The organism is Sphingobium sp. TomTYG74 (assembly GCF_055393875.1).
Genome location: NZ_AP027341.1, coordinates 1,476,711 through 1,502,414, shown reverse-complemented (window position 1 = coordinate 1,502,414; position 25,704 = coordinate 1,476,711). Strand labels below are relative to the sequence as shown.

The following is a 25,704-nucleotide window of genomic DNA, read 5'->3' as shown; positions in this document are numbered from 1 at the left end:
TGCGAACAAGCTTATAGTTCATATCGCCGCATACATAAACGTACTTTATCTATGACGCCGACGCGGCACCAAATAGAACGCATGGTAGGATCCGAAGGACTTATCGTCTTGCACATCATAGGCAGTTTTGAAGGCCGCGACCCAGTGCTGATATTCGGCACTGGCCAATATCCACCCCGGGCGGTCGTAAACCTCTGCACCACGCCTAATATAATGTAGGACGTTCGGCTCAGGCAAAGGCACGAAGTTCGCGAGATTATTGACGGGCGTCCATGCCGGATCAGAGGTTCGGGGCATCAGATAATAGCGATCGAGCAAAACGATTGCGCCGGCGCCGTGCTCGCGGAGTTGCTGAAGGCCAGCTACGGCGTCCGGAGGCAACATGGCGGGCTTGTCATCGACTTTTGGCGTGAACCGCGCAAGCAATCTGGCCGATCCAAGGTGCAGCGGACCGACCTGGGTGGCCCCTTCACGCCAAGCTGTGAAGTTGAATGTGACGACGAAACCGATCATGGCCACGAAGAAAGTGTGGATCAGGGATCGCGTGAAAGATTGAGCAGATCCCTCGATACTTTCAATATTGGCCAATAGCCCGAGCAAAAGCAGGGTTAGCAGCGGAAATAGGTTGAGGATGTTATTATCGTGGCTGCGGCTGATATAGTAGGATCCGGCTGCCAGCAAACCCAGCAAACAAACATAGAGCCGTCGCGACCCCGACGACAGCCCCTGCCGCATCAAGATCGATAGGGCTATCGCGATCGATGCCAGGACAAGCCATAACGTCCCAACGAGGTTGACCGGTAAGGCACCCGGAGGATGGAGGATATAGGCGAAAAATTGCTCTGCGGTGATGCTTCTGGCAGACAGCAGCCATAGCGTAGCGGCGAGGGTGCCTATGCCGACGGCGAGAGCAGCAATCCCGCGCAGGATGCCGCGCATGAGCGCGATCACGGTATCGCGTCCTCCGCTTGTGGCCTCGGCGTCACGCATCGCGAGATAGGGCCACCAGATCACTGTCCCGAAAAATGCCGCTTCGGGAGACCAGAAAAGATCGAGCAGCCAAATGGCATGGCCGATCCAGTCTCTCCGGATTTGCCGCTCTTCCGAAAGAAGGATGTGAAACAGAAGGGCGGAAATGGTCAGGAACCGCAGGCCGCCTACCGAAGGCGTCATCACCGGACTTGCGAAGCTGACAGGGAATCCTGTCCAGAGGAATGTGGCGCAGAACATCGCTGCCAGCGCCAGGCAACGCACGCCCTGCGAAGATCGAACCGTCAGGAGGATCGCGCTTCCGGAAAGTGTTGCGAAATAGAGTGCGTTGGCGGAGATGGTGACCATGTACATGCCGCGCCAGCAGTCATGACCACAGCTGGCGAGAAGAAGCGAGGTTGGACCCAGCCCATATTGCAGTGGGAAATCGCGATAGGGCATTCCACCTGCGCGCCAGGCCTCAACCGGAGCGAGATAGGCGCCCCAGTGGTGCCATGCGGTATAAATCGGCTCGGCAGATTCGAACGGGGTTGTCAGCAGCCCCATTGCCAGGCCGACAACGACCGATAGAAGCAGCAAAAAGATGAGGCGGGGCTTCGTTCGGGGAGGGGCTGACAATCTGCCCCAGCGCGTCAGCAGGCCTGCCCCTAGCGCAAGCGATGCGGAAATCACCGTAGAAATCGGCCCGAGATGGATGGGCCATGTCCACCATATCACCGTCGCGAACAGCATGGCGGCGGTGATGCCACCGAGCAGAGACTGCACCCCGAGTCCGACAAGGGGAATGAGGATAAACACGCCCAACAAAGGAAAAGCCCCATGGCGCGCGATTGTCAGGACAATAGCGCCGACAAGGAGCAATGCGCAGATAGGCCAGTTCATGGCTGAACGGCTGGCTTTGCGAGGCCCCAGGAAAGCAGACGCATAGGGTGTCAGCAGCGCGATGGAGAGGAGCGCGGCATAAATTCCGATGATGGTCAGGGAAAACGTCACGCTCGATCCTGCTGTTCTGCGCCGGTTCCGCGCGGCATGCGCCAGGGATAGCTCCAGCAATTCAATGGAGTGGCCGCGCTCACGCGTTCGACCGGCTTGACCCAGAATCGAAAGGCATTGACCGGCACGAAATAGGCTGCATCTGGGGCAGTACGGCTTGTCTGGCGATTCCAGACGGCCGCCAATGAGCAACGTGGCGCGGGAGAGGGGGCAAAGCGGAAAGCCTGCGCAATTTCCACGGCGCCGGTTACGGATCCCAGAGCGACGATGATCAGAAAGGCTGCCTTTTCACGCCTGTGGAGGAGACGAGCTGCCCAGTCGGCAAAAGCAATCGCCACGAGCGCCAGTGGCATGATGGATGCGCGCATCTGAAAATCGCCGAACGTGCCGATCGACCAGCTGGGCATGAGGAATAGGCAAGTAGCTGCGATCAGCTTCGTGGCATGATCGATCACATTGTCTCGGTCATGCAGAATGGGCAGGAGAAACGGTATCACCTCGAACAGCATGACCAGCGTATAGACAAGGGCCTTGGGGGGAAGCAGACCGCCCCCCATGGCAGCGGCATGGATCGACAGGTAGATGAGCGCAGGCGTGGCCAGCGCAGTGGCGACCATGGTGAAGAGGACATCTCGTCCATTCCATGCCCCGGTCAGAAGGACGCGAAGGCCCGCGAGAGCGGCAAAGGGCAGTGCACCGAACAGGACGAGCGGCGACCAGAGTGCGACCAGTGGGAGGCTGGCCGCGAACAGGCCGATAGGAGCGAGATTCCGGCGCCAGAGAATATAGGTCAGCGCGATTGTCCAGCCGGCGAACGCATGTTGGGGAACCCAGAATAGCTGGGTGATGTGCGAGCTATATTCATAACCGTCCGCCCAGCCTTCTAAATGGTCCCATCTGGCTTCGCCGCCGGACCATTGAAGCAGGAGGTTGCCCAGAACATCCCATCCGCTGAACACCACAAAGACGCCGAGCGCAATCAGGCGCGCTCGGCGTCCTTTGAACAAGACAGACGCTTGCGCGAAAAGCAGGCTGAGAATCAGACTATTATGAAGAAGAAGGCTCCAGTCGCGGCCCAGCTGACTGGCCCCGCCTACGGTCGCTGGGACCAGATACATGCCGACAGGCGCGCGCAAAAGCTGCGCTCGTCCGTTGAGCCAGTAGTCGAACGGCCAGCGGTGGGTGCCCATGTCCGCGAGCACAGCATCGCGTACCTGCCAGTCAGTGGACGCATAGAAGAGGCGTCCCTCTCCCCCTAACATCAGGATGATTGCCGCCGCAACGAAACAGACGGCAATGGTTGCGGCGCCCACCCGTGCCCGGCTGGGCATGGTTCTGTAGGTGAGGAATGAGAGAGCCGCCGGGAGAATGATGGCAAGTCCTGCCACCAGCAGATGCGGGCTACCCAACAGGCCAAGCAGCAGAACATTGTCGAGTGCGAAAAGGGCGACAAGCGATGCCGTCAGGCCTCTTAGAGAAACGGACGCCGATATACTGCGCTGGCGATGCGCAGTTTCTGTTGCCGCGAGACTCAGCGTCACGCAGCCTCCGCGCCGAGTTTGCGCTGAAGGGCATGAACCGGATTATCGATGGCAAGCTCGTCGCTGAATTCAGGAGCCATGTTGATCCGCTCCCGCTCCACGACAAGGGGACGCTTGCGGACCTGAGCGTGAATTGACGTCACATATTCACCCAATATGCCCATGAAGGCGAGTTGGATGCCTGACAGGAAGAATAGTGCGACGATCAAGGTCATTGTGCCGCGCGGAGCAAGATCAGGCCGAGCGATATAGACGCCCACCGATACTAATGCGTAGAGCAGGCACAGCATGGCCATTGCAACACCGGCGAAGGTGCACAGGCGCATGGGAACATTGGTGAAGCTGAAAATGCCATTCAACGCCTGATCAACAAGGCGTGGCAAATTGTTCTTTGAAATGCCGGAGCGCCGCGCGGCCCAGGTGTAAGGCACGATGGCGCGACGGAAGCCGACCGAGGCGATGATGCCGCGAATGTAGGGATAGTGATCATCATGGCTGACCACCGCTTCCCACACTTTGCGGTCGAGCAGCTGGAATTCGCCCACGTTGAGCGGAATGTCGATGTCGCTCAAACTCCGCACCGTGCGGTAGAAGATCGCGCGGCAGCTTCGCAGCGCCAAACTCTCCTGCCGGTTGACGCGCGCGCCGGCTACTACCTCGACGCCGCTTTCCCACAGTTTCACAAACTCAGGGATCATTTCCGCCGGGTCCTGGAGGTCGGCGGGGAGAAAAACGACGACCGCATCGCCAGTCGCAGCGCGAAGCGCATTAAAATTGGATCGGAAGGGCCCATAGTTCCGGGCGTTCAGGATCACCTTCATCGAAGGGTCCGCCGCTGCCAGCGAGCGCAGAATGTCCTGCGTGCCGTCGCTGCTGTCATTATCGGCGAAGATATGCTCGCGGCGATAGCCTTCCAGTGGCGCGCCAGAGGCGAAGAGCGCAGCAACCGCATTGCGGCATGCTTCGACATTATCTGCCTCGTTGAAGCAGGGCGTCACGATGGAGATGGTCTTCATGATATCTGCTCCGGCGCGGCCGCGAACACGAAACGGCGCATGGCAAGGAAGGTGAGGGCGAAGATCGGCAGGATGACAGCCTGGGCGAGGAGAGGGCCAAGCCCCGCCCGCATGGCCACCTCCAGCAAGAGAATGTTGAGGCTAAGCATGATCGCGTAGACAGTCAGAAAGCGCGGCAGCTTGCGCAGATCGCGCGACCTGAATACCGCGCTGGTAGTGAGGAAGTTGAACAACACTCCTGCGACTGTGCTGACGGTCACAGCGACATGAGGCACGACCCCCAGCAACACTTGGCCGCTATATACTGCATAGCCGAACAGCGTGTTGAAGCCGCCTGCAACGAGGAAGCTGATGAACCGGCGATCGAGAGCAGAGGCGATCATGCGGCTCGCCTCAGCGCATCGACCACGGTGACTAGGCCATCCTCTATGGCAATGCGCGGGCTCCAGCCCGTCGCTGCAGTGAGGCGACTGCAATCGCCCTCCAGATGCATGATTTGGTTCGGCCCGAAGGGAATGTCGCCGAAGGTCAGCGCCAGGCCGGGACAAGCAAGGTCGCGGATACGCTCGACAATAGAACGCACGGACGTGGCGCGGCCGCTCGACAGGTTGAAGACGCCTTGCGCGCTATCGGTCAACGCTGCGGTCAATATGCCCTGCGCACAGTCAAGGATATGGAGATAATCCCATTTCTGGGTGCCTGGGCTGGTGCGCGGTGCCCGCCCGGCAAGGATCTGCGCGGCGACCGAAGGGATCAGCCAATCGGGATTGTCTCCGGGACCGTAGGGTGAAAAGAGCCGCAACCAGGCAAAGCCCATCCCGGCATCGGCTGCGCGCTGGCGGGTCAGGTGGCAGGCGGAAAGCTTGGCCGCGCCATAGAGAAGGAAAGGCTCGGTCGCGGTGCTTTCGTCGATCCGGCAATCATGGCGGCCATATTCGGCCTGGCTGCCGATACCGATGAAGCGGCTTGCGCCCGCCGCGATTGCAGCGTCGAGCAGTCCTACGGTCGTGCGGATATTGTCGAGCTGAATATCCCCCGCGCGGGTGTGGCCGCCTACGCCTTCCCAAGCGGAATGAATGATGATGTCGGGCCGTGCTTTCGCCATCGCGGCGCTCACAGCGGTTCTATCCGCGAGATCGGCGACGGCGATGGCGCAGCGCCCTTTCAGCGCCAGGACGCGGGGGGAGGAGGAGTTGCGCACCAGCGCCGTCACCTGATGTTCCTGCCGCGCGGCAAGATCGGCCACCGCCGCACCGACGAAGCCGCCTGCGCCCGTGACCAGGATGCGGCTCATGCAGGCACCATGGCGAGGAAATCCTCCGCCTGCGCTCGGGTCGCTGCGTGCTTGTCATCAGCGCGATACCAGTGCGCTGTCAGCGCCAGCGCCCTATCCAGCGACAGGCGCGGACGCCAGCTTAGCGCCTCAGCGGCGGCCGAGGAATCGAGTGTCAGCATTGCCGCCTCGTGCGGATGCTCGCCGGGCTGCATCGTCCATTTCTGGGGGACGCCCCAATGCTCTGCCAGCAGGTCGATGACCTCCCGCACGCTCGCCATGTCGGCGGCGGCGGGGCCGAAATTCCAGCCCCTCGCAAAGCCCGTGGGATCAGCGGCCAGCGCTTCCGCTAGTAGCAAATACCCGCTCAGCGGCTCGAGTACATGTTGCCAGGGGCGCACGGCTTGTGGATTGCGGATTTCAAGCGCTCGCCCTGCCGAGAAGGCGCGGATGGCGTCGGGAACAAGGCGGTCGGCAGACCAATCGCCGCCGCCGATGACATTACCGGCACGCGCCGTGGCAAGGCCTATACCCCGATCTCCAAGAAAGCTGTCACGCCAGCAGGCGCTGACCAACTCGGCGCATGCCTTGCTGTTGGAATAGGGGTCGTGGCCGCCGAGCGGCGCATCTTCACGATAGCCCTCTTTGCGGCCGTCATTGGCATAGCATTTGTCCGTCGTGACGGAGACGATGGTGCGGACCGTGGCAGTCTTGCGGCACGCCTCGAGCACATGTGCTGTGCCCATAACATTGGTGCGATAGGTGCCGATCGGGTCGGCGTAGGAGGCACGCACCAGCGGTTGTGCGGCGAGATGCAAGACAATTTCCGGCTTTGCCTGGGCGAAGATAGTCTCGATCGCGGCGGCATCGCCTATGTCGGAGATATGATGATCGCAAAGCGACGCGCCGCCGATCAGTTCGAACATGTTCGGCGTTGTGTCGGGCTTCAGGGCAACCCCAGTGATCTGAGCCCCGAGCACATCGAGAAGCACCAGCAGCCAGCTCCCCTTGAAGCCCGTATGGCCAGTCACCAGCACGCGCCGACCCGCCCAGAAGGCGGGATCAGGCGCGAGTGCGCGCGCGCTGCTGCGCCTTAATGCCAAGTTTTCCATGGTGCCTCGTGCCGTTCCCACATGCCTTCAAGCATCTGCCGGTCCCGCAGCGTGTCCATCGGTTGCCAGAAACCATCATGGAAAAAGGAGCGCAGTTCGCCGTCAGCGGCCAAACTCTCCAGCGGCTCGCGTTCCCAGACGCAGGCGTCTGAATTGCTCAAATAGTTGCCGATCGAACGGTTGAGCACAAAGAAGCCACCGTTGATCCAGCCCCCTTCCTCCACCGGCTTTTCGGCAAAGGCGGCGACGCGATCGCCGTCGAGGTCGAGCTGGCCGTAGCGGCTGGCGGGACGCACTGCGGTTACGGTGGCCTTGCGACCGTGAGATCGGTGGAATTCAATTGCGGCGCCGACATTGAGATCGCTGACGCCATCACCATAAGTGAGACAGAAATCCTCATCCTCGCCCAGATATTGCATCGCCTGCCGCAGACGGCCGCCGGTCATCGTCTCCGCGCCCGTATCGATCAGGGATATTTTCCAGTCTTCGCAGGCATTGCGATGAATGTCGGTCGTGCCCCGGCGCAGGTCGATTGTCAGGTCCGACATATGGAGCGCGTAGTTGAAGAAATATTCCTTGATCATGTAGCCCTTGTAGCCAAGGCAAACGATGAATTCGTCAACGCCATGCTGCGCATAGATCTTCATGATGTGCCACAGGATCGGCTTGCCGCCGATTTCCACCATGGGCTTGGGCCGAACCGAGGTTTCCTCGGCGAGGCGGGTGCCGAGGCCCCCTGCAAGGATGATCGCTTTCATGGACATATCCTATGAACAGGGATGGTAAAGAAAGCGTTAGAGAGTGAGGCCGCCGATCCGGTTGAGTGTCGCCTGGCTGGCAACCATGTCGCAGATCTCAGGTGACAGGGCGATCGGCTCAATCCGCGCTGCCGCAGGGGTGCCCGCCACCGATTCGGTCAGCCAGGACCCGAAGCCGCCGTCGGCGAGATGATCCTCCAGCGTTATGACCCGTCCATGCCGCGCCAGCTGTTCAGGCTGGTCCGTCTTCGCCGCCATGCTCCAGAGGGGCAGCGACCATACGGCCCGCCCATCCGCGCGAGCGATCGCAGCGCCCAGCGCCGCTCCCGTCGAAAGCATGATCGCATCGCCATCGCCATTATGGACCGGAACCCATCTGCCCGGTGCCACATCAGGCACGCTCTGATGAAAACGCGGTTCTCCCGCCTTGCCCAGACGCAGATAGGAAGGGCCAGGATTGGCCACCAGCCAGCGGAGACACGCCCGCGTTTCGAGTGGATCGCCAGGAGCGGCGATGACCATGTTCGGCATCGCTCGCATCATCGCATAGTCCTGCACCGCATGATGCGAATAGCCAAGCGCGCCATAAGCCACACCCCCGCCTACCGCGACCACAGTTACAGGCAGGCGATGATGATCGACATCGTTCCTGATCTGCTCGGCGCAACGGAAAGTCGGGAAGTTGGCGATGGAATAAGTGAAAACATGATAGCCCTCGCTCGCCATTCCCGCCGCTAGGCCCGTCATATTCTGCTCCGCGACCCCAGCGTTAATGAAGCGGTCGGGGAAGCGATCGGCGAATTCCTCGATCACGCTGTAGCCCAGGTCGCCAACGATTAGAGCGATGTGGTCATTCGCCTCGGCGAGTGTCACCAGTTCCTCGATAAAGGCATTACGCATCCAGAGCTTCCCTTTCGATCTCGGCTAACGCTTCCGCGAGAAGTTCCGGCGTGGGATTGCGGTAGTGCCACTCCACCTTATTCTCCATGAAGCTGACGCCCTTACCCTTGGTCGTATGGGCGATCAGCATCATTGGTTTGTTCACCTGCCAGGGCGACCCCTCCAGCGCATCGATCAGCGCGCCATGGTCATGGCCGTCCACTTCCCGCACGGCCCAGCCAAAGGCTTCGAATTTGGAGTGCAGCGGTTCGAGCCGCAGCGTCTCGTCAACGCTCCGCAGGCTCTGCAGCTTGTTGTAATCGAGAATGCAGATGAGGTTGTCGAGACCGTGATGCGCAGCGAACAGCGCGGCCTCCCAATTGCTGCCTTCGCCCCATTCTCCATCGCTGGTGAGGACAATCGTTCGCCAGGACTGCCCACGCCGCTTCGCTGCCAATGCTTTTCCGGTGCCGAAGGGAAGGCCGTGACCAAGTGCTCCGGTGGAGAATTCCGCGCCGGGAACCTTATGGCTGATATGTGCCATCAGCATCGAGCCATCGGCGCCATAGGTGCCAAGCAGCGCGCGGTCGATAAAGCCGGTTTCAGCCAATGCCGCATAGACTGCAACGCAGGCATGACCCTTTGAGAGAATGAAGCGATCCCGCTCCGAATGGCGCGGTGCTGCCGGGCTTACTCTCAGTGCTCGGCCATAGAGGACCGCAATGATGTCGGCGATGGAAAGCGCCGATCCGATATGCGACGCCCTCGCTTGTGTAACCATATGCAGGGCTTGGCACCGGATACGCTGAGCCAGTGCTTTTGTGTTGTGCGGTTCGGCCGCGACAAGGGGCGCTTCTTTCATGACGGCAATTTCGTCGGATATGGTTAAGATTTGCTCAACCAAGATCCGCTAACCGGATGTCATGATACAGGAAGCCATCGTCACAACTCGCCCATGTCCCCTTTGCGGAGCGGGACCAGATCAGGCTGAGCCTTTTCTATCCGACACGCGTGACGAAAGCCGGGTCAGCGCATCCAGCTTCGCCTCGCGCAAGGTGCCGGAATATATGAGCCACGCGATGGTGCGTTGCAGGTCGTGTGACCTTGCCTATGTGGATCGACCGCCAAGCGTGGAATCGCTGGCTGCAAGCTATCATGCAGCTGACTATGATAGTGCAGAAGAGGCGGAAGATGCCGCCGATGCATATGTCCGCGCGCTTGCGCCCGTACTTGGGCGATTGAACGGCCGGGGCGTGGCGCTGGAGATCGGGACGGGAACCGGGGCATTTCTCGAGCGCCTTAAAGGCTTCGGATTTTCGCAGTTGATCGGGATAGAACCTTCTAGTGCAGCGATTGCCGCCGCGCCGCCCCATCGGCAGGGCTGGATACGCGAGGGCATTTTCCAGGAGGCGGATTTCGCTCCCGAAAGCTTCGATCTCATTTGCTGCTTCATGACTTTGGAGCATGTACAGGACCCGGGCGCCTTGGTTGCGTCGGCTATTCGTCTGCTAAAGCCGGGCGGCGTGTTTGTCGGCGTGACACATGACCGGCGTGCTTGGCTCAACCGGCTGCTTGGTCGGCGGTCGCCGATTGTCGATATAGAGCATATGCAACTTTTTTCGGCCGAGAGCGCGAAAAATTTACTGCAACATCATGGCTATGCGTCGGTCGGCGGGGCCAGCTTCCGCAACAGCTATCGGCCCAGCTATTGGCTGCGGCTGGTTCCGTTTCCTGACAAGCTGAAATACGCACTCACGGCTATGCTGCGGAGTTCCAGCATGGATCGCCGACGGCTTTCGATCAACGTTGGTAATTTCATGAGTTGGGGTTTCAAACCGCTGTGAGCAAGGCGGCGGTTCCTCAAATTTCGCCCTCACCAACCATGTGGATCGGATTTGCACATGTTTGACGTCGCCAGAGACAGTATCGAACATTTCCAACCCGTTCCGTTACGCTTCGGTTCGTCGCTGCGATCCAGACTTGCTTTCAGGCTACGCTGCCTGGTGGATCTTCAACTGGGTACGATTTGGACGTTTCTGGGACCGCAGCTTCCGAATCTGCGTGGTAGCCTGCTTGATGTGGGATGCGGCGAAATGCCGTACAGAAGCTTCCTGCCGCAGGAACTGAAATATGTCGGCATCGATGTGCCGCAAGCGAGCGCTTTCAAGATGCTGGGGCATGAAGAGGTGATTTCATTCGACGGCCGCTGCATTCCTTTTGCTGATGCGACTTTCGACACCGTGCTTTGTACCGAAGTGATGGAACATTCTCCTGAACCTTCCGCATTGATTGCTGAAATCGAGCGCGTCCTGAAGCCGGGAGGAAGGCTGATCGCTACCGTGCCCTTTTCCGCGCGCGTCCATTATGCTCCCTATGATTTCTACCGATTTTCGCGCTACGCCTTGCAGGACATGTTCAAAACATTCGACCATGTGAACATCGACGAGCGCGGCAACGACATAGCGGTGATAGCGAACAAGTTGATAGTCGTGGCGCTTCGTCTGATTCAGCCGTCCCGCTTTCGGTTGCTGAGCTGCATTTTTCTATTACCGCTGCTGCCACTTGCGCTCACCTTCCTGCTTCTGGCCCATCTCACAATGGCTTTTGGTCTTGGGTCCAAAGATGATTGTCTTGGATACGGGATCATGGCCGTCAAACGATGAGGGTTTCACCTCTGCGCAGGTAAGGTTGTTATTATGCATGCGGGAGGCATATGGGACCGTCTGCTCATGCGGTATGTCGTCAAAACGGCGCGGCGTTATCCTGCCATATCCCTCGGCGATACTGTTGCCGTCTCACCGCAGCGAAAGAACATAAGCTCACGAGGCTGGCCTTGAATGCGGTTGGCGCAGATCGATCATATTGATCCCCACCGCAGAATAGATATGCATTGAAGGCAGGTGCATAGCTGCCGCAGGGGGACAGATGGGAAGAAGTACGTCAGCATCCAAGACCCCCGTCGCTTGGCTTTGCGTCACTGCCATCATTCTGATGTTTCAAGCCGCCCTCGTGCTGATGCATGAACCATGGCTTGACGAATGGCAGTCTCTACAGCTGGCAGTGCAATCGCCGAGCTTGGGCCAACTACTCTCCAATTTAAGGTACGAAGGTCATCCCCCCTTCTATTACCTTCTACTCCGTGGAACGGCCGAAATTGTACCCCTTTCTTGGGTTCTTGTCGCCGTTCAGCTACCTGTGGCTCTTGCAATCCAGGCCATAATTCTCTTCCAAAGCTTCCCTGAACGTCGATATCGCCTGTTCTTTGCTCTTAGCCCTTTTGTTCTCATCGACTACGGGACAATAGCGCGCAGCCTTTCCGTTGGTGTCCTGATTTTTCTGACTGCTTGGGCATTCCGTAAGCGTCGGTGGGCTTGGGCGGCGATAGTTCTTCTGCCCGCGGTAGACTTCCTGTTCGGTGTTCTATCGCTAATCTGTCTCGTGATCTTTTGGCGCGATCGAAACTGGTCATGGATCGGTGCCGCCTTGTGGTTGGCGAGCTCTCTATTGGCTGCCTGGACCGTCATTCCGGCGCCAGATGTGGTGCCTGCGATTCCCCCCACCGACAATCCGGCCGTCACGGCTTTTGTCTTTTTAGCGAACCTCGCCCAACTTCTTCTCCCGCTGCCGCTCAGCGAGAAGGGGCTCGTCTGGAATACCACCTTTCCCGTCGTCATGGCGTGCGTCCTCGGCTTCTTTGCCTTGGTCGCCGGATGGTGGATGAGGCCGAGGAGGCCATATCATCAAATTGCCCTTGCAAGTTTCGTGGGCGTTTGCCTGCTATTCAGCCTGTCCGTCTACATGCTCCCAATCCGTCACCTATCTCTTCTCGCGCTGCTTCTCATTGTGCTGCTCTGGCGTGAGCAAGATATGGGTATCGAGCCTTCGCGTCTGTTTTCGGCATGGCTTTTCATAGCGGCAGCATGCGGCGTTTTTCTGGGCGCGGTAAATTTGATCTATCCGTTCGACACCGGGGCGCAAGCTGCCTTATGGCTTCGTCGATCGCATCTTACTGATAAGCATTGGGTTTCTTTTCCAGACAGCAGAGGCCAAGGCGTTGCTTTGCTCAATGGCATGCGTTTCACGCGTTTGGGAGAGTTCTGTCAGCAGGACTTCGTCCGGTGGGACAATAAATTGATTCCTAAGTCTGACGCCATGACAATCCAACAGCTGAGAAAGTTATCAAAAGATTACGGGAAATATTATATACTGAGCGATATCAGGATCATAATGTCGCCAGACGAAATCAGGCAGATGTTCCAGATCCCCAAGGGTTTTAACGGGCAAGAATATTATTTCTATGAGTTTGGCGGTCTTCTACCGGCTTCCAAATTGCGCCCGCCGGAATGCCAGGCGGGCAGGATCCCTGTTCCTCCCGCCTCATTGCAGCAGCAAGCAGTGCGCCAGCGTATACGTCAGCGACTTCAAGCATTTTTGTGGATCAGCCCAACAAAGGGGGAGGTTTCGCTACGCTGAAGTGGGCCGCGCGGCACTGCGGTGGAGAGCGGTCTCCCTATGTATAATATCTACACATTATATCAAAATTGACCGATTTCTATTTGATTGGTCCAGGGATACGCCAGATGTAGGCGCGGAAGGCGTCGCTACTCCATCGCCGACGAACCTACACACACGTTGGGACGGGATCCGTATTTTCCGGCCGGTTTTTTTAAACCGTTTGTTGACCGTCGCGCCAATATACCCATATTAGCCGCGGTATAAACGCAAATAAGAGAGAAAGGAGCTCGATATGCAATCAGTGCAAAAGACGCGTCGCGCTCCGCTGAAGGCGCGACCTCGCGAAGTGACCGACGCTGAGTTCGAGCAGGCGGTTCGTGATTTCAGCGACCGCTACAAGAAGACTCTCAAATACCTTGCCCGTTGAGCCCTTGTGGCTCTCCTACGAGCGCCTTCTAAAGATTCATGACATTCAAATCGAACGCTTTGGCGGCGTCCCGGGGGTCAAGGACCGGAACCTCGTCGAAAGCGCCATGAGCAATCCTCGCAATCTCTTCCATTATGACGATGTCGATGATCTGCTGACACTCGCCGTGCGGCTTTGCTACGCGATAGCGAAGAATCATGGCTTCAATGACGGCAACAAGCGCACGGCCTTCGCGGGCATGGGCGTCTTCCTCGAACTCAACGGCTTCATAATCACAATGAACGATGACACGCTTGCGGGTCGGATGGTCGAAGGATTGATCGATGGCTCGATCAGCGAGGAGGATTTCGCGGACGACATAGCGCCCTGGATCGTCTGTCTGGGCTAAGTGGAGCGTCGATATTGTTAACGCTCCTTGTGTGAGCGATGTGGGTCGCTGGCTTCGCGCCGGAATATCATTTCGTTGCCATGCTTCCTAATTTTGCGAAAAATTGGGGCGGTCGAGGGATTCGAAACCCTCGATCCTGCCTTCCCCATGCCGCCATCCCTTCGGGGGCATGACTGCGCGAGGGCTCAAACGTGGCGGTACGCTTCAGCTCAGCTTATTGATGGAATCGCGCATATGATCCACGCTGACGCTGGAATAGCGCTGGACCATCCGTAGCGATTTCCATCCGCCCATGTTCATGATGGTGATGAGGTCGATGCCAGCCATCACGCAATGGGATGCCCAATGATGGCGCCAGTCATGCACGGTAAAATCCTCGATCCCGGCGCGCGTGCAGGCGGTCGCATGCTGGTTCTTGATCGGGTTGCCGCCGGGGATCTGAGGTGGTGCCGCCTATTTGGACAGGTTTGCGGCTAAGTTAAGCTCATCCGGTTGTTGTTCATGCCGCCATTCTGGTGATCAGATCATGGGGGGCATGCCCCCCATGATCTGATGCGTCGATTTGCCCGCATGCCTCGGCCGGGGTTTTGCCTGCAAGGTGTGAATGAGGGCGGTGATGGTTGTAATAGGCGAACCAGCGGGCCAGGCCTGCGCGCAGTTCGGCACCCGTCTCGAAGGCGTGCAGGTAGACGCACTCGTACTTCACCGATCGCCACAGGCGCTCGATGAAGACATTGTCCATCCAGCGCCTCTTGCCATCCATGCTGATTTTCACTTCGGCCGCCCGCAGCACGCCGGAGAAGGCCTGCGAAGTGAACTGAAACACCGATGCGCGCCAGGACGCAAACCGCCCGGTCAAACATCCAGGCCGGAATCTCGAGGCACCGGTCGGACCTCGGCCCCGTCCTGCTGCAGCGGAAAATATGCGAACCCGCTCGCTCGACTGCTTCATGAATGTGAACATGGCACCCAGTCCAGGGATGCCACGGATAGAGAACTTCCCGAACCACGCTCCCGTGGGCGTCGCGTCGCCGCGTTGTACAACACCGTCCGCCCGCATAGAAGCCTGGGCTATCGACCACCGGCCCCGGAAACGGCGACACCGCCATATCCGGCTTCCGGTTCCGCTTCGCTCCACCTCCGTCCGGATATGGCGGCGATGAGCTTAATCCACTAATAAGCCAATTGGTCCACCCAGTGGGGGCAGATCAGAAATGGGTTGCTGATTTCGCCGCCTGAATGGCAAGAAATGTTAGCACCAGAAAGGTAGTTATACCCCAATTTAAGAGTTTTGAAGAATCGGCGCCAGGTCGCGAAACGCATTGATGACACGCTGGACGGTGACGACCTTCCCGTCCACATTATACGCGATCAATAAGCGGCGCTCGAATGTCAGCGTCCGCAGACCGGCCACCAAGTCATCGCCGGGGGATCCGCGATGGGGGAAATCGGCCAACGCTGCGATGCGATCTTCAATTCTGGTAAGATAGCCGTCTGCCGTGGGAATATCGGCTTCCACGCGCACCCATTGGTGAAGTGCAATCAAATCCTCGATCGCCAATGCCGACAGTTGCACATTATAGGTCATGCCTTGGCGATCGAGGCCCTAATCTGCGCAAATGCCTTGTCGAGCGGCGTGGAGGGGCGGGGATCAGCTAGGGCTTCCGCAACCCGGACGCGCACCAGTTCATCCAAAACAGCCTCTTCGCGATCTAGCGCGCGCAAACCCGCTCGCATCACTTCGCTCATAGAAGCATATCGACCAGACGCCAGATGGCGCTCGGCGTGCGATAACATTTCGCCAAGCGTTACCGTGATTGCCTTCGCAGCCATGCCTACCTCCCTTCTAATATGATTTTATCATATCGTATCTCCGATGCGGATGCTAGTGGCTGGTTAGCGGTAATGCGCCAGAGTTGGGTGCCAAGAACGGGAAAGCGGACTAGCCGCAACCGGGAGTGAAAATCAGCAGTTGAATGACGACAAGGATCGACATCAGCGTGTTGCCAGTGCTCCGTTGCCAACGCATGGCCCCTTGCTCTCGTCCTCATTATTCCTTATTTTGTGGACAGGAGAACGGTTCTATGTCCAAATCTATGACCCTTAATGTGCGCGTCAGTGGCTCTCTCAGCGACTTTGTATCCGCTAACATCGGAGATGCCGGTGCCTATGAAAATGTGAGCGAGTATGTTCGAGACTTGATTCGTCGTGACAAAGAACGGGTCGAGAGAGAACGGTTGGCGCTTTTAAAGGCCGAGTTGACCGCCGCATTTGCCGTGCCAGAAAGCGAGTATCTGCCGCTTGATGCCGACGCAATCATTGCCCGTAACGCTCAGAACTAAGGCCCATGACCATTTATCGCGTGCAGCATGCGGCCGGACGCCGAATCGATGACATATACATCTTCACACGTGAGCGATGGGGACAGGACCAGGCCGAGCGTTATATTCGTGGCCTTTTTGCCCGCTTTGAAGATATTGCCGAACGCCGCGTTGCTTGGCGGGATGTCCCTCGGGAACTCGGCGTCGACGGCTTCTATTGCCGATATGAGCGTCATTATGTCTATTGGCGTGTTTTGTCCGATGGTGCCGTCGGTATCGTCACCGTTTTGCATGAGCGCATGCATCAGATCGAGCGTTTCCAAGAGGATGCGAAGAATTGATCCCCACTCTGCCAGGTTGGATTGTTCGCGATCTTCGGATGATCGCACCCTAAACCGTCGGTCCGCTGCTTGGAACGCGATTAGCCGTTAGAACGTCGCCTTAGGATCGTTCCCACGATCAGAAGCCAAACTCACCCGGCAGCTCGCCGTTTCTCTCGTCAAACAGGCGCGCCTGAATCATTAGCGGCCATAGTCGATAAATGGGCTGAAGGCCGTTCACGATGTCGATCGTGCCCGACGCCAGTAATGAAGCGACCCATACCCGCCGCCGCTCCGGGCCTGAAATTACCGTGATCTGACTCATCGCACCGTCCCGAGTATCGGTGCAAACACCGGCGCTTGCACCGGTGCCATGTCAAAATATCACCCGATCACCGCAAGGCGGCCCTCACCGGAGCCATACGCAGCGACTTCCAGCCGCCCATGTTCATGATGGTGATGAGATCGATCCCCGCCATCACGCAATGGGACGCCCAGTGATGGCGCCAGTCATGGACCGCGAAATCCTCTATCCCCGCGCGCTGGCAGGCGGTGGCGTGCTGGTTCTTGATCGGGTTGCCGCCGGGGATTTTGGCCTTGCGGGTGTCCTGATAGGGTTTGCCGAACCGATTGAGGAAAACGTGGCCCTTGAGCGGCCGTCCACGCTCTTCCCAGATGGGGCGGAGGCGATGGGGGACGAGCGAGGGCCGAAGGTAGCGGCCAATCAGTCCGGGAACAGAATTGTGCCGTAATCCTGGGCACCATGCAGAATATGGATGACAACCACCTTCTCCACCTCGACGCGATAGAAGATCAGATAATTACCAAGCCCGCGACGCCGCACGCCCATCTCTTCATAGCGCGGCACAAATGGGAAGCGTTCGGGCAGGTCTCCTAAGCCAAGACATTTCTCGCGCAACTCACGTAGGAAACTGATCGCCCGTGTTGGATTGTCTCGCGCGATATAGTCGCCGATCGTTTCAAGATCATGTTCGGCCTCGGCCGAAAGATGGACGGCCATCAGGAGGCAGGACCGATGGCTCGATACTTGGCTTCAAGGCGTTCGAACACGTCGTCCGCAGGCGTCGTATTGCCAGCATCGGCATCGGCAAGCCCCCGCGCAACCGATGCATCCAGGGCGGCAAGGCGGGTTTCCCGGTCCTGAATAAGCCGCACCCCTTCGCGCAGCACTTCACTTTTCGAATTATAACGCCCCGTCGCGACTAGACTAGCGACGAAGGTTTCAAGCTGCTGTCCGAGATCCGCGCTAATCATATGGGTGGCTCCTTCGCTCCACATATAGCATCTTATCAATAGTTGATAAAGGCGGGTAAGTGTGGGTACTGGAACCCATGTAGCTCACCCCCTTCGGAAACATGGGTCCGTTCGACCGCGTGCTGGCGCATCCTTTTCGCAGTTAAAGGCGCCAAGCAGCAGGCCGATTTGGGGTGCCGATCCGCCCATTCCACTCTCTTTTGCGGGAAGTGATCGCGCATGTGAGATGCGGAATAATCCTATCGCGATCCATCTGGTTGGTGAGATGATTGACGCCAAGCGCGCCACCTCGGGTTCAGCCTGCTCCGGCTCCGCCTCAGGTCGCAGCATTCAACGCGGCACCCAGCCGCCCGGCTTCTCCCGGTCAATGATTTGCCTCCTTGGGCAGACCATTGTCCTGTATTACTTATTGGTATATTGTGGCTGGTGACGAAAGGGAATATGGCTATGGCGCGCAATACGTCCGTCACGATCGGCGATCACTTTACCAGCTTCATCAACGATCAGGTTCGGGCAGGCCGATACGGCTCTGCGAGCGATGTTGTGCGCGCTGGGCTGCGCCTGCTGGAAGAGCATGAGGCCAGAGTGCGTGGGCTGCAAGATGCCCTTATCGCAGGCGAGCAGTCCGGGGAACCGCAGCCTTTTGACAGCGAAGCATTTCTAGCGCGGATGCACGCAAAGCACGCGACTCAGCGTGGGAACTAGAACTTGCTGGCTGTCGCCACTGGCCGAAGCCGATCTGGAAGAAATCTGGCTCTACACTCTGAAAAATTGGTCGCTTGGGCAGGCTGATAGCTATCACCATGATCTAGTTGCTGCCTTCGGAGCCTTAGCCTCAGACGCACGGCGGGGAAGAATGGTTGAGGTTCGTACGGGCTATCTGAAACATCCTTGCGGCTCCCACATGATCTATTTCCGCGACAACGGCGACCGCATTGAAATCATCCGCATCCTTCATAATAAACAGGACGCGGAACGGCATTTGTGAGGGTCGCTATCGAATCGTATTAGCCTATCTGTTTCCGAAGCAAAATGGAGCAGACCACGCGGCCTGCCCCACGATCCCCTCGTGGTCTTCAACTCAACCTGTTGATGGACTCGCGCATGTGATCCACGGAGACGCTGGAATAGCGCTGAACCATTCGCAGCGATTTCCATCCCCCCATATTCATGATGGTGATAAGGTCGATCCCCGCCATCACGCAGTGAGATGCCCAGTGATGGCGCCAGTCATGGACGGTGAAATCCTCGATCCCGGCGCGCGTGCAGGCGGTCGCATGCTGGTTCTTGATCGGGTTGCCACCGGGGATCTTCGCCTTGCGCGTGTCCGAATAGGGTTTGCCAAACCGGTTGAGGAAGACATGGCCATTTGTCGGCTGTCCTCGTTTTTCCCAGATCGGGCGAAGCACATCGAACACGCGAGAATGCATCGGCACCGATTTGATGACAGCGTTCTTGCTGTGGTTGAGCCGGATCGATCTCTCTTTCATATCGACCCCATCGACGCCCCACGGAATCTGCAATGCCGTCTGGATCCGCGGACCCTGGAAAGCCAGCATGGTGATGATTGGCTGGATGTGCGGTGAATAGGCCGCGATCAGCCGATCGCGATCCTCCTTGCTCAGGAAGCGCACCCGCTCATTGTTGAACGGGATCGCCTTGATCCGGAGCGGTGGAAGGTCATGCAGATCGTGATGGACATTGATCGCTGCCTGGAAAACCGAGCGATAGCGGTCCTGACCGCCCGGATCATGGCCGGTCAGGTAAGCCCGGCGAAAATGCTCCCACGCCTGCTTCGGCTCGCGCAGGCTGAAGTCGCCAATGAGACCATTGAGTTTGCCGATGCGCAAGATGTCGGATGCGCAAGGAGGCTTGGCCTTTGACAGATAGCTGTTGAAGGCATCGGCGATAGTTCCTTGAGCGACGAGCGCAGCGGGGCCGAACATGAGTTGGTGGCGCAGCTTCGTTTCATGTTCTGCCATCAGATGAGCTGCGGCGTCGCGGTCGGCTGTCCTTAGGCTGAACTCCTGTACCTCGATATGCTTGTCGCCAAGCGATACCGAGCCTCGCATATGATATATGCCTTTCTTCCCGCGGGTACGGATTGAGAGCATGTGATGTTTTCCAGTCGCATGTAGTTTCGCGCCTCCGCCGCACGGACTTTATCCGCATTCCTGAACGTGGGGCACGCCATGTTTCGTGAAGGTCTGGCGCATTCCGGTGCATGCCCGGCGGTGGCCATGCCGGGCTGGTATAGAATGTTACGAGACCCGAAGGGCTTGTGTCTGTTTCGGAGGATCGCGGGCTCTATGGGGGGCGGAGGCGGGGTGTCGCCCTTTGCCTGCTGACGAGATTGCTTGTTCTGCCGTGGCACAGCACCGTTTTGCTGCCGTAAAGTGCGGCTCACGCGCAACTGAGGTGCCGGCCCGTCCGTGGGTCGATGACGGCGCATCATGAGGCTTCGCGAGACCGCGTCGGCGAGGCGCCAGCGAATCGGAATTTCGCTGGGGTCGCCCGGTATTTTCATGCCCAGAATTTGCCCAAAGAGGCGCCCATATGCCCAAAATTTGCCCAAAAATCTCTTGGGCAAGGCAGGGTCCGCCGCCTTTTTCAGGCAAACAAAAACCCCGCCAAATCGTTGATTTGACGGGGTTTTCGATGGTGGACATGGCAAGGATTGAACTTGCGACCCCTGCGATGCACCGAATATATGGCGCGACCCGCAGGCAGCACGTTTCAAACGATCCTGCCGGTGGCCAAGGAGCATGAAGTCGGCACCTTCTGCTGGGGCCTGGTCCGGGGCAAGACGCAGACGCACTTGCCATGGGACAAGTGGGAGAATCCCAATCTTGAAGGTCTCAAGGACCGGTGGTTTCACGACATTTTCGATCCGGATGGAACGCCCCACGATGAAGATGAAGTGGCCTTCTTGCGACTCATCAGCCAAGTCGACAGCGTGGCTGTGTGATCTGCAGATCCCGCTCTCATGTGAGGGCGGAACCGGCGGCCGACCTAGATTGGTTTGATACGTCAGCAATGAGAATCGCCGGAACCCACCGGGGGTCGCGGCGCGGCATGAACAAACCGGAGAATAGTTTCCCCGCAGTGGGGAAAACAAGTCGGAAACGGCAGCAGAATGGCGTAGGCGGCTAACGCCGGGCGGCAACTTCACGCCGCGCGGAGGCGGGCAATTACCTGATCGAACTGCTCCCTTAGCTCGCTAGCGCTAACCCGGACAGCTGCTCCGACATTGAGAGTGTGCTCGGCATTAGCCTTCACGGCATCAAGACCTGCGGCAATGGAGCTGATGGCGTTATGCACTGCTTCCGCATCACCTCCGACGCTCTGGCTGCTTGCCAGGATCGTTCGGGCACCCTGATGGTGCTTCTCGGCAGCCGAGGACACTTCCGACACGCTGCATTCCAATTCACGGACGACTATGTTCAGCAGGTTGAGCAACGACGCGATCGATGAAGCAGAGGCGTTTACCGCCTCCGTGCGCTGTTCGATCTGTCCTGCCATGGCCCCGGCCTTGGTCGCCAATATCTTGATCTCGCCGGCGACGATTGCGAACCCGGCTCCCGTCTCGCCGCTACGTGCCGCCTCCAAGGTTGCGTTCAGGGCCAGCATGTTGGTCTGGCTCGCAATCTGCCGGATGGCTCTGGTGGCAAGATCGATCGCTTCGATCTCCCTCTGCAATCGGTCGTGAGCTCCCAGCACTGCCCGCGCCTCAATCTCCGTCTTGCTCATATTCCTGCGCGTGGCGATCGATTGCGTGTGGATCTGGCCTATTGCGACACTCAAATCCTGCACATGGGCCTCTATCTCATGCACGGCCTGTGCCGAGGTACGGCTGCGATCCCGCACAAAAGCCGTTCCGGCAAGTTGTTCCGCCAGCGCCGCCAGCGTGTCGCGCGCACTTACTTCAAGCTGGTCGGCCTGCCTCAATAATGATCTTGAAAGGTCGCCCACGCTTGCCGAGAGTAGGCTGGCGACCTCATGGGCGGCATTCTTCAATGCTTCGCGATGGTCGGCCTCCTCCCGCGCTTGCTTCTCGGCGATAGCGGCGATTTGCCTGCTCGCGCTTTCCGCCTGTTTTCGGGCGTCATCCGCAGCGGCACGCGCGCTCTCTCGATCTGCGGAAATTTGTTCAGCCCGCAAGCGGCCCTCTAACAATAAATGATGAGTGCGTAAAATGGATCGCGAGACTGCCAGGAAAAACAGAAGGAAGAGAATGAATGCCGTGGCCAGCAACCAGGAAAGACTTTCAAGCGCCACCAACCCTGGGCGAACGGCTGTCCAGTGAACATGCCCGATATCGGTTCCTGAGGGGCTGACGAGGGTATGGCCAGAAGATTTTTCCGCATGCGCGCTGGACGACAGGAAGCTGATGCCCGTTATTTGAAAGGCCTGCTCCCAACTGGAAAACAATTCGGGATCAAGCGGGCGGACGACCACGACATAACGCAGCGGCCCAATCGGCAGCAGCCGGTTCGCCGAGAAGGGCGTGATGGGGGTGCCCGCAAACAAGGCGGGTTGTCCCCGGTAAAGACTGATGAAGGAGTGAACGGGAATGCTATGTCGATCTGTCACCTTTTTCGGGAGCATGCGCTTCAAATCTCGAAGCGCGTCTGGAGCTTCCTTCCCCAAGTTCCCAGGGATAGTTGTGCCCGGCCGCCATCCAAAGATCGTCGCACCGCGATCGTCGAGGATGTACGTAGGTTTCGAGCTGCCGAGGTTGGACGCGGCCCATTCATAATCTGTATGCCCGTATAGATGATCTACGGCATCGTCCCACTTCCCGTAATCGCGGGTTTCGGCTACAAGAGCGGTAGCCTCGCGGGTTATCGCGCCCTTGACCATGCGTGCCTTTTCGAGGGCCGCAGCATCGTCCATCTTGGAAACGAGCAAGGCCACGAGCATACCGCACGTCAGGAGAGCGATCAGCGCAAGCGCCGCAAGGGGAAGGATCGCGCTCGGCAGACGGTTGAGGATGCCTGCCAATCGGGCTGAATGCCGCACGTCGTGGAAGCTCCCCTGTTACGACCCACTGTTTCCCTTCCATTTCGCGCAGAATGGTTATCGACGGCTTAACTCAGTCATCGCTCGGCAAATAAATCTGACGTAACCAAATCAAGGTTATTTCAGTTTTTTCAGGCGCGAGAGGCCGGTATTATATTCTGCCTGCCATCGCGCGATAACTTGGGATACAGGCGCGACGTTTGAAATTGCGCCGATGCCCTGTCCAGCGCCCCAAATGTCTCTCCATGCCTTGGCCGCAGCGTCGCCCCCGAAGTTCATCGTCATACGGTCTCCGACCGGCAAGTCTTCTGGATCAAATCCGGCAGCAATGATCGAACTTTTCAAATAATTGCCGTGCACGCCGGTGAAATAGTTTGAATAGACGATGTCCCGGGCACACCCTTGGGTCACCGCATCTTTATAGCTTTGGACAGCATTTGCCTCAGGCGTGGCAATAAAGGCCGAGCCGATATAGGCGAAATCGGCGCCCATGGCCTGAGCGGCAAGTATCCCCCGGCCCGTCGCCATGGCGCCCGAGAGTGCAAGCGGCCCGTCGAACCACTGGCGAATTTCCTGAATGAGCGCGAAGGGGGAAAGTCGGCCAGCATGGCCGCCCGCTCCCGCCGCGACCGCAATCAATCCGTCCGCGCCATGTTCAATGGCCTTGCGCGCAAAGCGATCGTCGACCACATCATGCAAGGTAATCCCGCCCCATCCTTTCACCTCAACATTCACATCTTCGCGTGAGCCGAGCGAAGTAATGATGAGCGGCACCTTCCACTTGGCGCACATATCCATGTCTGCGCCAAGTCTGTCGTTCGACCGGTGCACGATTTGATTGACGGCGAACGGCGCGGATGGACGGTCGGGATTGTCCCTGTCCCACACTGCGAGCTCTTCGGTAATTTGATTCAGCCATTCGTCCAGTAAGGCCTGCGGCCGGGCGTTAAGAGCAGGGAGCGATCCGATGATGCCCGCTTTGCATTGCGCAATGACAAGAGCGGGATTGGATATGATGAACATGGGCGCGCCAATCACGGGAAGGCGCATGGACGAAAACAAGCTGTTATTGGTTATTGTCATCGGCTGGCCTATATGATTTTATGATCGGCATTCAATTCAAATGGCGCCAGCAAATTTTCGGCTTCGCGCTTTTCCTTGTCATCGGGATCGGCGGACCAGATCACCGTTACGTTTCTTGCCCCTATGTCGGTACATGAAATGTCCAATACTTTGGACAATCCCGCCAACTCTTCAACAGCGCGCATGGCCACGGCCTGTTGACGCAACTGAAAGCGGGCAATCTTGCCGACGGCGGTCAGTGGCAAACTGTTAACAAGGAATATCCGTTTCGGCCTGGCGGGCGGCTCCTCGATGTGCTGCGTTACAAAGGCAATCAGGTCTTCTTCGTCGATCAAAGTGCCGGGCTTCCGGGTAACGAAGAGCACGGGAACCTGCCCCGCATAAACATCCGGCATCCCCACCGCCGCCGCCATGGCAACGGCCGGATGGTGACATATTGTTTCCTCGATCGTCTGCGGATCGATATTATGGCCGCTGCGGATGATGACGTCCTTGCTGCGGCCAATCAGCCGGATCTGGCCATCTGACGTCATCTCGGCCAGATCGCCGGTCGCATGCCATTTCTCTTTCGGATGCTCGATCAAACCTTCCACCGTCCGATAGCCCCGGAACAGCATGGGTCCCCGAACATACAGTTCGTCAGGGCCGCCGGGCACGATCGGGACCAACTGGGTTTCGACCAGGGGGGCTGGCCTTCCGATGGCTGGCTGATATTCGATTCCGTCGAGAGGTTGGTTGCCCCCCGCACCTGATAATTCGGTCATGCCCAGCACCTGTGAAAGCGGAATGCCGGTCAGTTCCGTGATGCAGCGCACCAATGAGGGTGCGATGGAGGTTGCTCCCGTCACCAGTGCACGCAATTCAGGCCAAAGGGCAGGCTTGCCGAGTTCGGCGACCTGCGACCAAGTCGGCGGCACCAAAGCGATGACGGTGACTATTTCCCGCGCGGAAATTTCCCAGATTGCCTTGACGGTTTGCCGATCGCGCGCTCCGGCAAGGCCGCAATTCAACAATGTCGATCCCGTCGAAAACAGCGCCATCCCTACGACCACACCGCCGCCCACATGGAAAAAGGGAAGCAGTTGCAACACGCGGTCGTCCGAGCGCCAGCCGATTCCGGCTGCGCTCGCATGCATGGAAGCCATCAAGCCATCAAGGCTCAAATCAGCCAGTTTGGGAGCGCCTGTGGTTCCTCCGGTATGAAACAATGCCGCAGAACGATCTCCATGAATGATCCTGACGGCGGCCGGGTCCGCCGATCCTAAAAGATCCGGCCACCAGGCATATTGCGCCACACAGCGCTGCAATGCGCCGGAGCGGCCCGCACCGCCGTCGATTTCGATGACCAGTTCGACCCCTCCCGCCAGGGCAATGGCATTCGCCACGGTTTCATCCAGCGTAGAATTATCATTCGCCCCAAAGGCGACGACGGCACGCACATTAGCCAAGGCAAATTGGCTCGCCATCGCTTCGGGGCCAAGGAGGAGATTTACCGGGAAAGCGACGGCCACGGAGGACGCCGCGATGATAGCAATCATGCATTCGGGGATCGATGGGGCGATAATGGCCACCACATGATCGGGTCCGATCCGCGCCCCCTGCAAAGCCGCGCCCAGCCGGGCCGCCTGTTCGGCGAGTGTGGCATAATCATAGCGAACTGGCGAAGGATCTTCAGCGTTTCTGAAATAAACCATGGCATCATGGGAAGGCGAACGATCAGCGACGATCCGCAGCATATTTATGGGATCCCGCACGGTCGCCATCCGTTCACGGGCCTGCGCCTCCCGCTTAAGCCGGTCATTGGCGGTCATACTCACCTCCTCTGGCTGCCCGTTTCCGCTTCAAATTCCA

At 58.4% G+C, this 25,704-nt stretch carries 31 protein-coding genes and 2 pseudogenes; 12 read left to right on the top strand and 21 right to left on the bottom strand.

The window, feature by feature from the left end:
- Positions 1-45: 45 nt before the first annotated feature.
- The 9 genes from ACZ5TB_RS07630 to ACZ5TB_RS07590 form a co-directional block, all read right to left on the bottom strand.
- Positions 46-1,794 (bottom strand): hypothetical protein, encoded by a 1,749-nt coding sequence (locus ACZ5TB_RS07630; protein ID WP_464790754.1) that lies wholly within the window; start codon positions 1,792-1,794, stop codon positions 46-48.
- A gap of 185 nt (positions 1,795-1,979) precedes the next feature.
- Entirely contained in the window at positions 1,980-3,524 is a 1,545-nt protein-coding gene (locus ACZ5TB_RS07625) for a hypothetical protein (protein WP_464790753.1), read from the bottom strand.
- Positions 3,521-4,540 carry a glycosyltransferase family 2 protein gene (locus tag ACZ5TB_RS07620; protein WP_464790752.1) on the bottom strand — a complete coding sequence of 340 codons (1,020 nt, stop codon included), beginning with the start codon at positions 4,538-4,540 and terminating at the stop codon, positions 3,521-3,523. The genes ACZ5TB_RS07625 and ACZ5TB_RS07620 overlap by 4 nt, the downstream gene beginning before the upstream one ends.
- The gene (locus ACZ5TB_RS07615; RefSeq protein ID WP_464790751.1) at positions 4,537-4,923 is read right to left on the bottom strand and encodes a GtrA family protein; all 387 of its coding nucleotides are present in this window, start codon (positions 4,921-4,923) and stop codon (positions 4,537-4,539) included. Before ACZ5TB_RS07615 ends, ACZ5TB_RS07620 begins: the two co-directional genes overlap by 4 nt.
- On the bottom strand, positions 4,920-5,834 hold the full coding sequence (locus ACZ5TB_RS07610; RefSeq protein WP_464790750.1) for an NAD-dependent epimerase/dehydratase family protein: 915 nt from the start codon (positions 5,832-5,834) through the stop codon (positions 4,920-4,922). Before ACZ5TB_RS07610 ends, ACZ5TB_RS07615 begins: the two co-directional genes overlap by 4 nt.
- Positions 5,831-6,946: a CDP-glucose 4,6-dehydratase gene (gene rfbG / locus ACZ5TB_RS07605; protein WP_464790749.1), complete on the bottom strand. Its 1,116-nt coding sequence runs from the start codon at positions 6,944-6,946 to the stop codon at positions 5,831-5,833. Before rfbG ends, ACZ5TB_RS07610 begins: the two co-directional genes overlap by 4 nt.
- Positions 6,907-7,683 carry a glucose-1-phosphate cytidylyltransferase gene (gene rfbF, locus ACZ5TB_RS07600; protein WP_464790748.1) on the bottom strand — a complete coding sequence of 259 codons (777 nt, stop codon included), beginning with the start codon at positions 7,681-7,683 and terminating at the stop codon, positions 6,907-6,909. The genes rfbG and rfbF overlap by 40 nt, the downstream gene beginning before the upstream one ends.
- 36 nt (positions 7,684-7,719) lie before the next feature.
- Complete coding sequence (locus tag ACZ5TB_RS07595; RefSeq protein WP_464790747.1) at positions 7,720-8,583, bottom strand: transketolase family protein; 864 nt, start codon at positions 8,581-8,583, stop codon at positions 7,720-7,722.
- Positions 8,576-9,424 (bottom strand): transketolase, encoded by an 849-nt coding sequence (locus ACZ5TB_RS07590; protein WP_464790746.1) that lies wholly within the window; start codon positions 9,422-9,424, stop codon positions 8,576-8,578. Before ACZ5TB_RS07590 ends, ACZ5TB_RS07595 begins: the two co-directional genes overlap by 8 nt.
- A 61-nt stretch (positions 9,425-9,485) precedes the next feature.
- Between ACZ5TB_RS07590 and ACZ5TB_RS07585 the strand changes: the two genes are divergently transcribed.
- From ACZ5TB_RS07585 to ACZ5TB_RS07565, 5 genes are all read left to right on the top strand, one after another.
- Positions 9,486-10,406, top strand: a complete 921-nt coding sequence (locus ACZ5TB_RS07585) for a class I SAM-dependent methyltransferase (RefSeq protein ID WP_464790745.1) — start codon at positions 9,486-9,488, stop codon at positions 10,404-10,406.
- A gap of 57 nt (positions 10,407-10,463) precedes the next feature.
- The gene (locus ACZ5TB_RS07580; RefSeq protein WP_464790744.1) at positions 10,464-11,225 is read left to right on the top strand and encodes a class I SAM-dependent methyltransferase; all 762 of its coding nucleotides are present in this window, start codon (positions 10,464-10,466) and stop codon (positions 11,223-11,225) included.
- A gap of 262 nt (positions 11,226-11,487) precedes the next feature.
- Positions 11,488-13,035 (top strand): hypothetical protein, encoded by a 1,548-nt coding sequence (locus tag ACZ5TB_RS07575; RefSeq protein WP_464790743.1) that lies wholly within the window; start codon positions 11,488-11,490, stop codon positions 13,033-13,035.
- 274 nt (positions 13,036-13,309) lie between these two features.
- Entirely contained in the window at positions 13,310-13,444 is a 135-nt protein-coding gene (locus ACZ5TB_RS07570) for a hypothetical protein (RefSeq protein WP_464790742.1), read from the top strand.
- Positions 13,434-13,832, top strand: a complete 399-nt coding sequence (locus tag ACZ5TB_RS07565) for a type II toxin-antitoxin system death-on-curing family toxin (protein WP_464790741.1) — start codon at positions 13,434-13,436, stop codon at positions 13,830-13,832. The genes ACZ5TB_RS07570 and ACZ5TB_RS07565 overlap by 11 nt, the downstream gene beginning before the upstream one ends.
- Before the next feature lie 204 nt (positions 13,833-14,036).
- Here the strand turns inward: ACZ5TB_RS07565 and ACZ5TB_RS07560 are convergent, their stop codons facing one another.
- Both ACZ5TB_RS07560 and ACZ5TB_RS07555 read right to left on the bottom strand, forming a co-directional pair.
- Positions 14,037-14,198: a tyrosine-type recombinase/integrase gene (locus ACZ5TB_RS07560; RefSeq protein ID WP_464790740.1), complete on the bottom strand. Its 162-nt coding sequence runs from the start codon at positions 14,196-14,198 to the stop codon at positions 14,037-14,039.
- A gap of 133 nt (positions 14,199-14,331) precedes the next feature.
- Positions 14,332-14,652 (bottom strand): annotated as a pseudogene (locus ACZ5TB_RS07555) (integrase core domain-containing protein); the annotation flags it as partial.
- A gap of 219 nt (positions 14,653-14,871) precedes the next feature.
- On the opposite strand from ACZ5TB_RS07555, the pseudogene ACZ5TB_RS07550 reads away from it, so the two are divergent.
- Positions 14,872-15,009 (top strand): annotated as a pseudogene (locus ACZ5TB_RS07550) (IS3 family transposase); the annotation flags it as partial.
- Between the two features lie 105 nt (positions 15,010-15,114).
- Here the strand turns inward: ACZ5TB_RS07550 and ACZ5TB_RS07545 are convergent.
- Together ACZ5TB_RS07545 and ACZ5TB_RS07540 are read right to left on the bottom strand one after the other, a co-directional pair.
- Complete coding sequence (locus tag ACZ5TB_RS07545; RefSeq protein ID WP_464790739.1) at positions 15,115-15,420, bottom strand: type II toxin-antitoxin system RelE/ParE family toxin; 306 nt, start codon at positions 15,418-15,420, stop codon at positions 15,115-15,117.
- Entirely contained in the window at positions 15,417-15,665 is a 249-nt protein-coding gene (locus ACZ5TB_RS07540; RefSeq protein ID WP_464790738.1) for a ribbon-helix-helix domain-containing protein, read from the bottom strand. The genes ACZ5TB_RS07545 and ACZ5TB_RS07540 overlap by 4 nt, the downstream gene beginning before the upstream one ends.
- Positions 15,666-15,916: 251 nt before the next feature.
- Between ACZ5TB_RS07540 and ACZ5TB_RS07535 the strand changes: the two genes are divergently transcribed.
- Both ACZ5TB_RS07535 and ACZ5TB_RS07530 read left to right on the top strand, forming a co-directional pair.
- On the top strand, positions 15,917-16,174 hold the full coding sequence (locus tag ACZ5TB_RS07535) for a ribbon-helix-helix domain-containing protein (protein WP_464790737.1): 258 nt from the start codon (positions 15,917-15,919) through the stop codon (positions 16,172-16,174).
- A 5-nt stretch (positions 16,175-16,179) separates the two neighbouring features.
- On the top strand, positions 16,180-16,494 hold the full coding sequence (locus ACZ5TB_RS07530; protein WP_464790736.1) for a type II toxin-antitoxin system RelE/ParE family toxin: 315 nt from the start codon (positions 16,180-16,182) through the stop codon (positions 16,492-16,494).
- Between the two features lie 118 nt (positions 16,495-16,612).
- On the opposite strand, the gene ACZ5TB_RS07525 is transcribed toward ACZ5TB_RS07530, so the two are convergent.
- Both ACZ5TB_RS07525 and ACZ5TB_RS07520 read right to left on the bottom strand, forming a co-directional pair.
- The gene (locus ACZ5TB_RS07525) at positions 16,613-16,798 is read right to left on the bottom strand and encodes a hypothetical protein (protein WP_464790735.1); all 186 of its coding nucleotides are present in this window, start codon (positions 16,796-16,798) and stop codon (positions 16,613-16,615) included.
- A gap of 67 nt (positions 16,799-16,865) precedes the next feature.
- On the bottom strand, positions 16,866-17,006 hold the full coding sequence (locus ACZ5TB_RS07520) for a tyrosine-type recombinase/integrase (protein WP_464792510.1): 141 nt from the start codon (positions 17,004-17,006) through the stop codon (positions 16,866-16,868).
- Here ACZ5TB_RS07520 and ACZ5TB_RS07515 point away from each other — a divergent pair.
- Positions 16,959-17,225: a hypothetical protein gene (locus tag ACZ5TB_RS07515; RefSeq protein ID WP_464790734.1), complete on the top strand. Its 267-nt coding sequence runs from the start codon at positions 16,959-16,961 to the stop codon at positions 17,223-17,225. The genes ACZ5TB_RS07520 and ACZ5TB_RS07515 overlap by 48 nt on opposite strands.
- On the opposite strand, the gene ACZ5TB_RS07510 is transcribed toward ACZ5TB_RS07515, so the two are convergent.
- Both ACZ5TB_RS07510 and ACZ5TB_RS07505 read right to left on the bottom strand, forming a co-directional pair.
- Positions 17,198-17,494 carry a type II toxin-antitoxin system RelE/ParE family toxin gene (locus ACZ5TB_RS07510; protein WP_464790733.1) on the bottom strand — a complete coding sequence of 99 codons (297 nt, stop codon included), beginning with the start codon at positions 17,492-17,494 and terminating at the stop codon, positions 17,198-17,200. The genes ACZ5TB_RS07515 and ACZ5TB_RS07510 overlap by 28 nt on opposite strands.
- On the bottom strand, positions 17,494-17,748 hold the full coding sequence (locus ACZ5TB_RS07505; protein WP_464790732.1) for a type II toxin-antitoxin system ParD family antitoxin: 255 nt from the start codon (positions 17,746-17,748) through the stop codon (positions 17,494-17,496). Before ACZ5TB_RS07505 ends, ACZ5TB_RS07510 begins: the two co-directional genes overlap by 1 nt.
- 447 nt (positions 17,749-18,195) lie before the next feature.
- Here ACZ5TB_RS07505 and ACZ5TB_RS07500 point away from each other — a divergent pair, with 447 nt between their 5' ends.
- The gene (locus ACZ5TB_RS07500; RefSeq protein ID WP_464790731.1) at positions 18,196-18,453 is read left to right on the top strand and encodes a type II toxin-antitoxin system ParD family antitoxin; all 258 of its coding nucleotides are present in this window, start codon (positions 18,196-18,198) and stop codon (positions 18,451-18,453) included.
- A complete protein-coding gene (locus ACZ5TB_RS07495; RefSeq protein WP_464790730.1) occupies positions 18,443-18,736 on the top strand; it encodes a type II toxin-antitoxin system RelE/ParE family toxin in 294 nt (97 codons plus the stop codon). Before ACZ5TB_RS07500 ends, ACZ5TB_RS07495 begins: the two co-directional genes overlap by 11 nt.
- Before the next feature lie 88 nt (positions 18,737-18,824).
- On the opposite strand, the gene ACZ5TB_RS07490 is transcribed toward ACZ5TB_RS07495, so the two are convergent.
- Positions 18,825-19,862, bottom strand: coding sequence for a tyrosine-type recombinase/integrase (locus ACZ5TB_RS07490; RefSeq protein ID WP_464790729.1), 1,038 nt, complete (start codon positions 19,860-19,862; stop codon positions 18,825-18,827).
- Positions 19,863-20,458: 596 nt separating this feature from the next.
- Between ACZ5TB_RS07490 and ACZ5TB_RS07485 the strand changes: the two genes are divergently transcribed.
- Positions 20,459-20,716, top strand: coding sequence for a hypothetical protein (locus tag ACZ5TB_RS07485; protein WP_464790728.1), 258 nt, complete (start codon positions 20,459-20,461; stop codon positions 20,714-20,716).
- Positions 20,717-20,916: 200 nt separating this feature from the next.
- Here ACZ5TB_RS07485 and ACZ5TB_RS07480 read toward each other — a convergent pair whose 3' ends face one another.
- The 3 genes from ACZ5TB_RS07480 to ACZ5TB_RS07470 all read right to left on the bottom strand — a co-directional run bounded on the left by ACZ5TB_RS07480 (position 20,917) and on the right by ACZ5TB_RS07470 (position 25,664).
- Positions 20,917-22,770, bottom strand: coding sequence for a methyl-accepting chemotaxis protein (locus tag ACZ5TB_RS07480; RefSeq protein WP_464790727.1), 1,854 nt, complete (start codon positions 22,768-22,770; stop codon positions 20,917-20,919).
- Between the two features lie 117 nt (positions 22,771-22,887).
- Positions 22,888-23,853 carry an NAD(P)H-dependent flavin oxidoreductase gene (locus ACZ5TB_RS07475; protein ID WP_464790726.1) on the bottom strand — a complete coding sequence of 322 codons (966 nt, stop codon included), beginning with the start codon at positions 23,851-23,853 and terminating at the stop codon, positions 22,888-22,890.
- A gap of 8 nt (positions 23,854-23,861) precedes the next feature.
- Positions 23,862-25,664: an AMP-binding protein gene (locus ACZ5TB_RS07470; RefSeq protein ID WP_464790725.1), complete on the bottom strand. Its 1,803-nt coding sequence runs from the start codon at positions 25,662-25,664 to the stop codon at positions 23,862-23,864.
- Between the last annotated feature and the right edge of the window lie 40 nt (positions 25,665-25,704).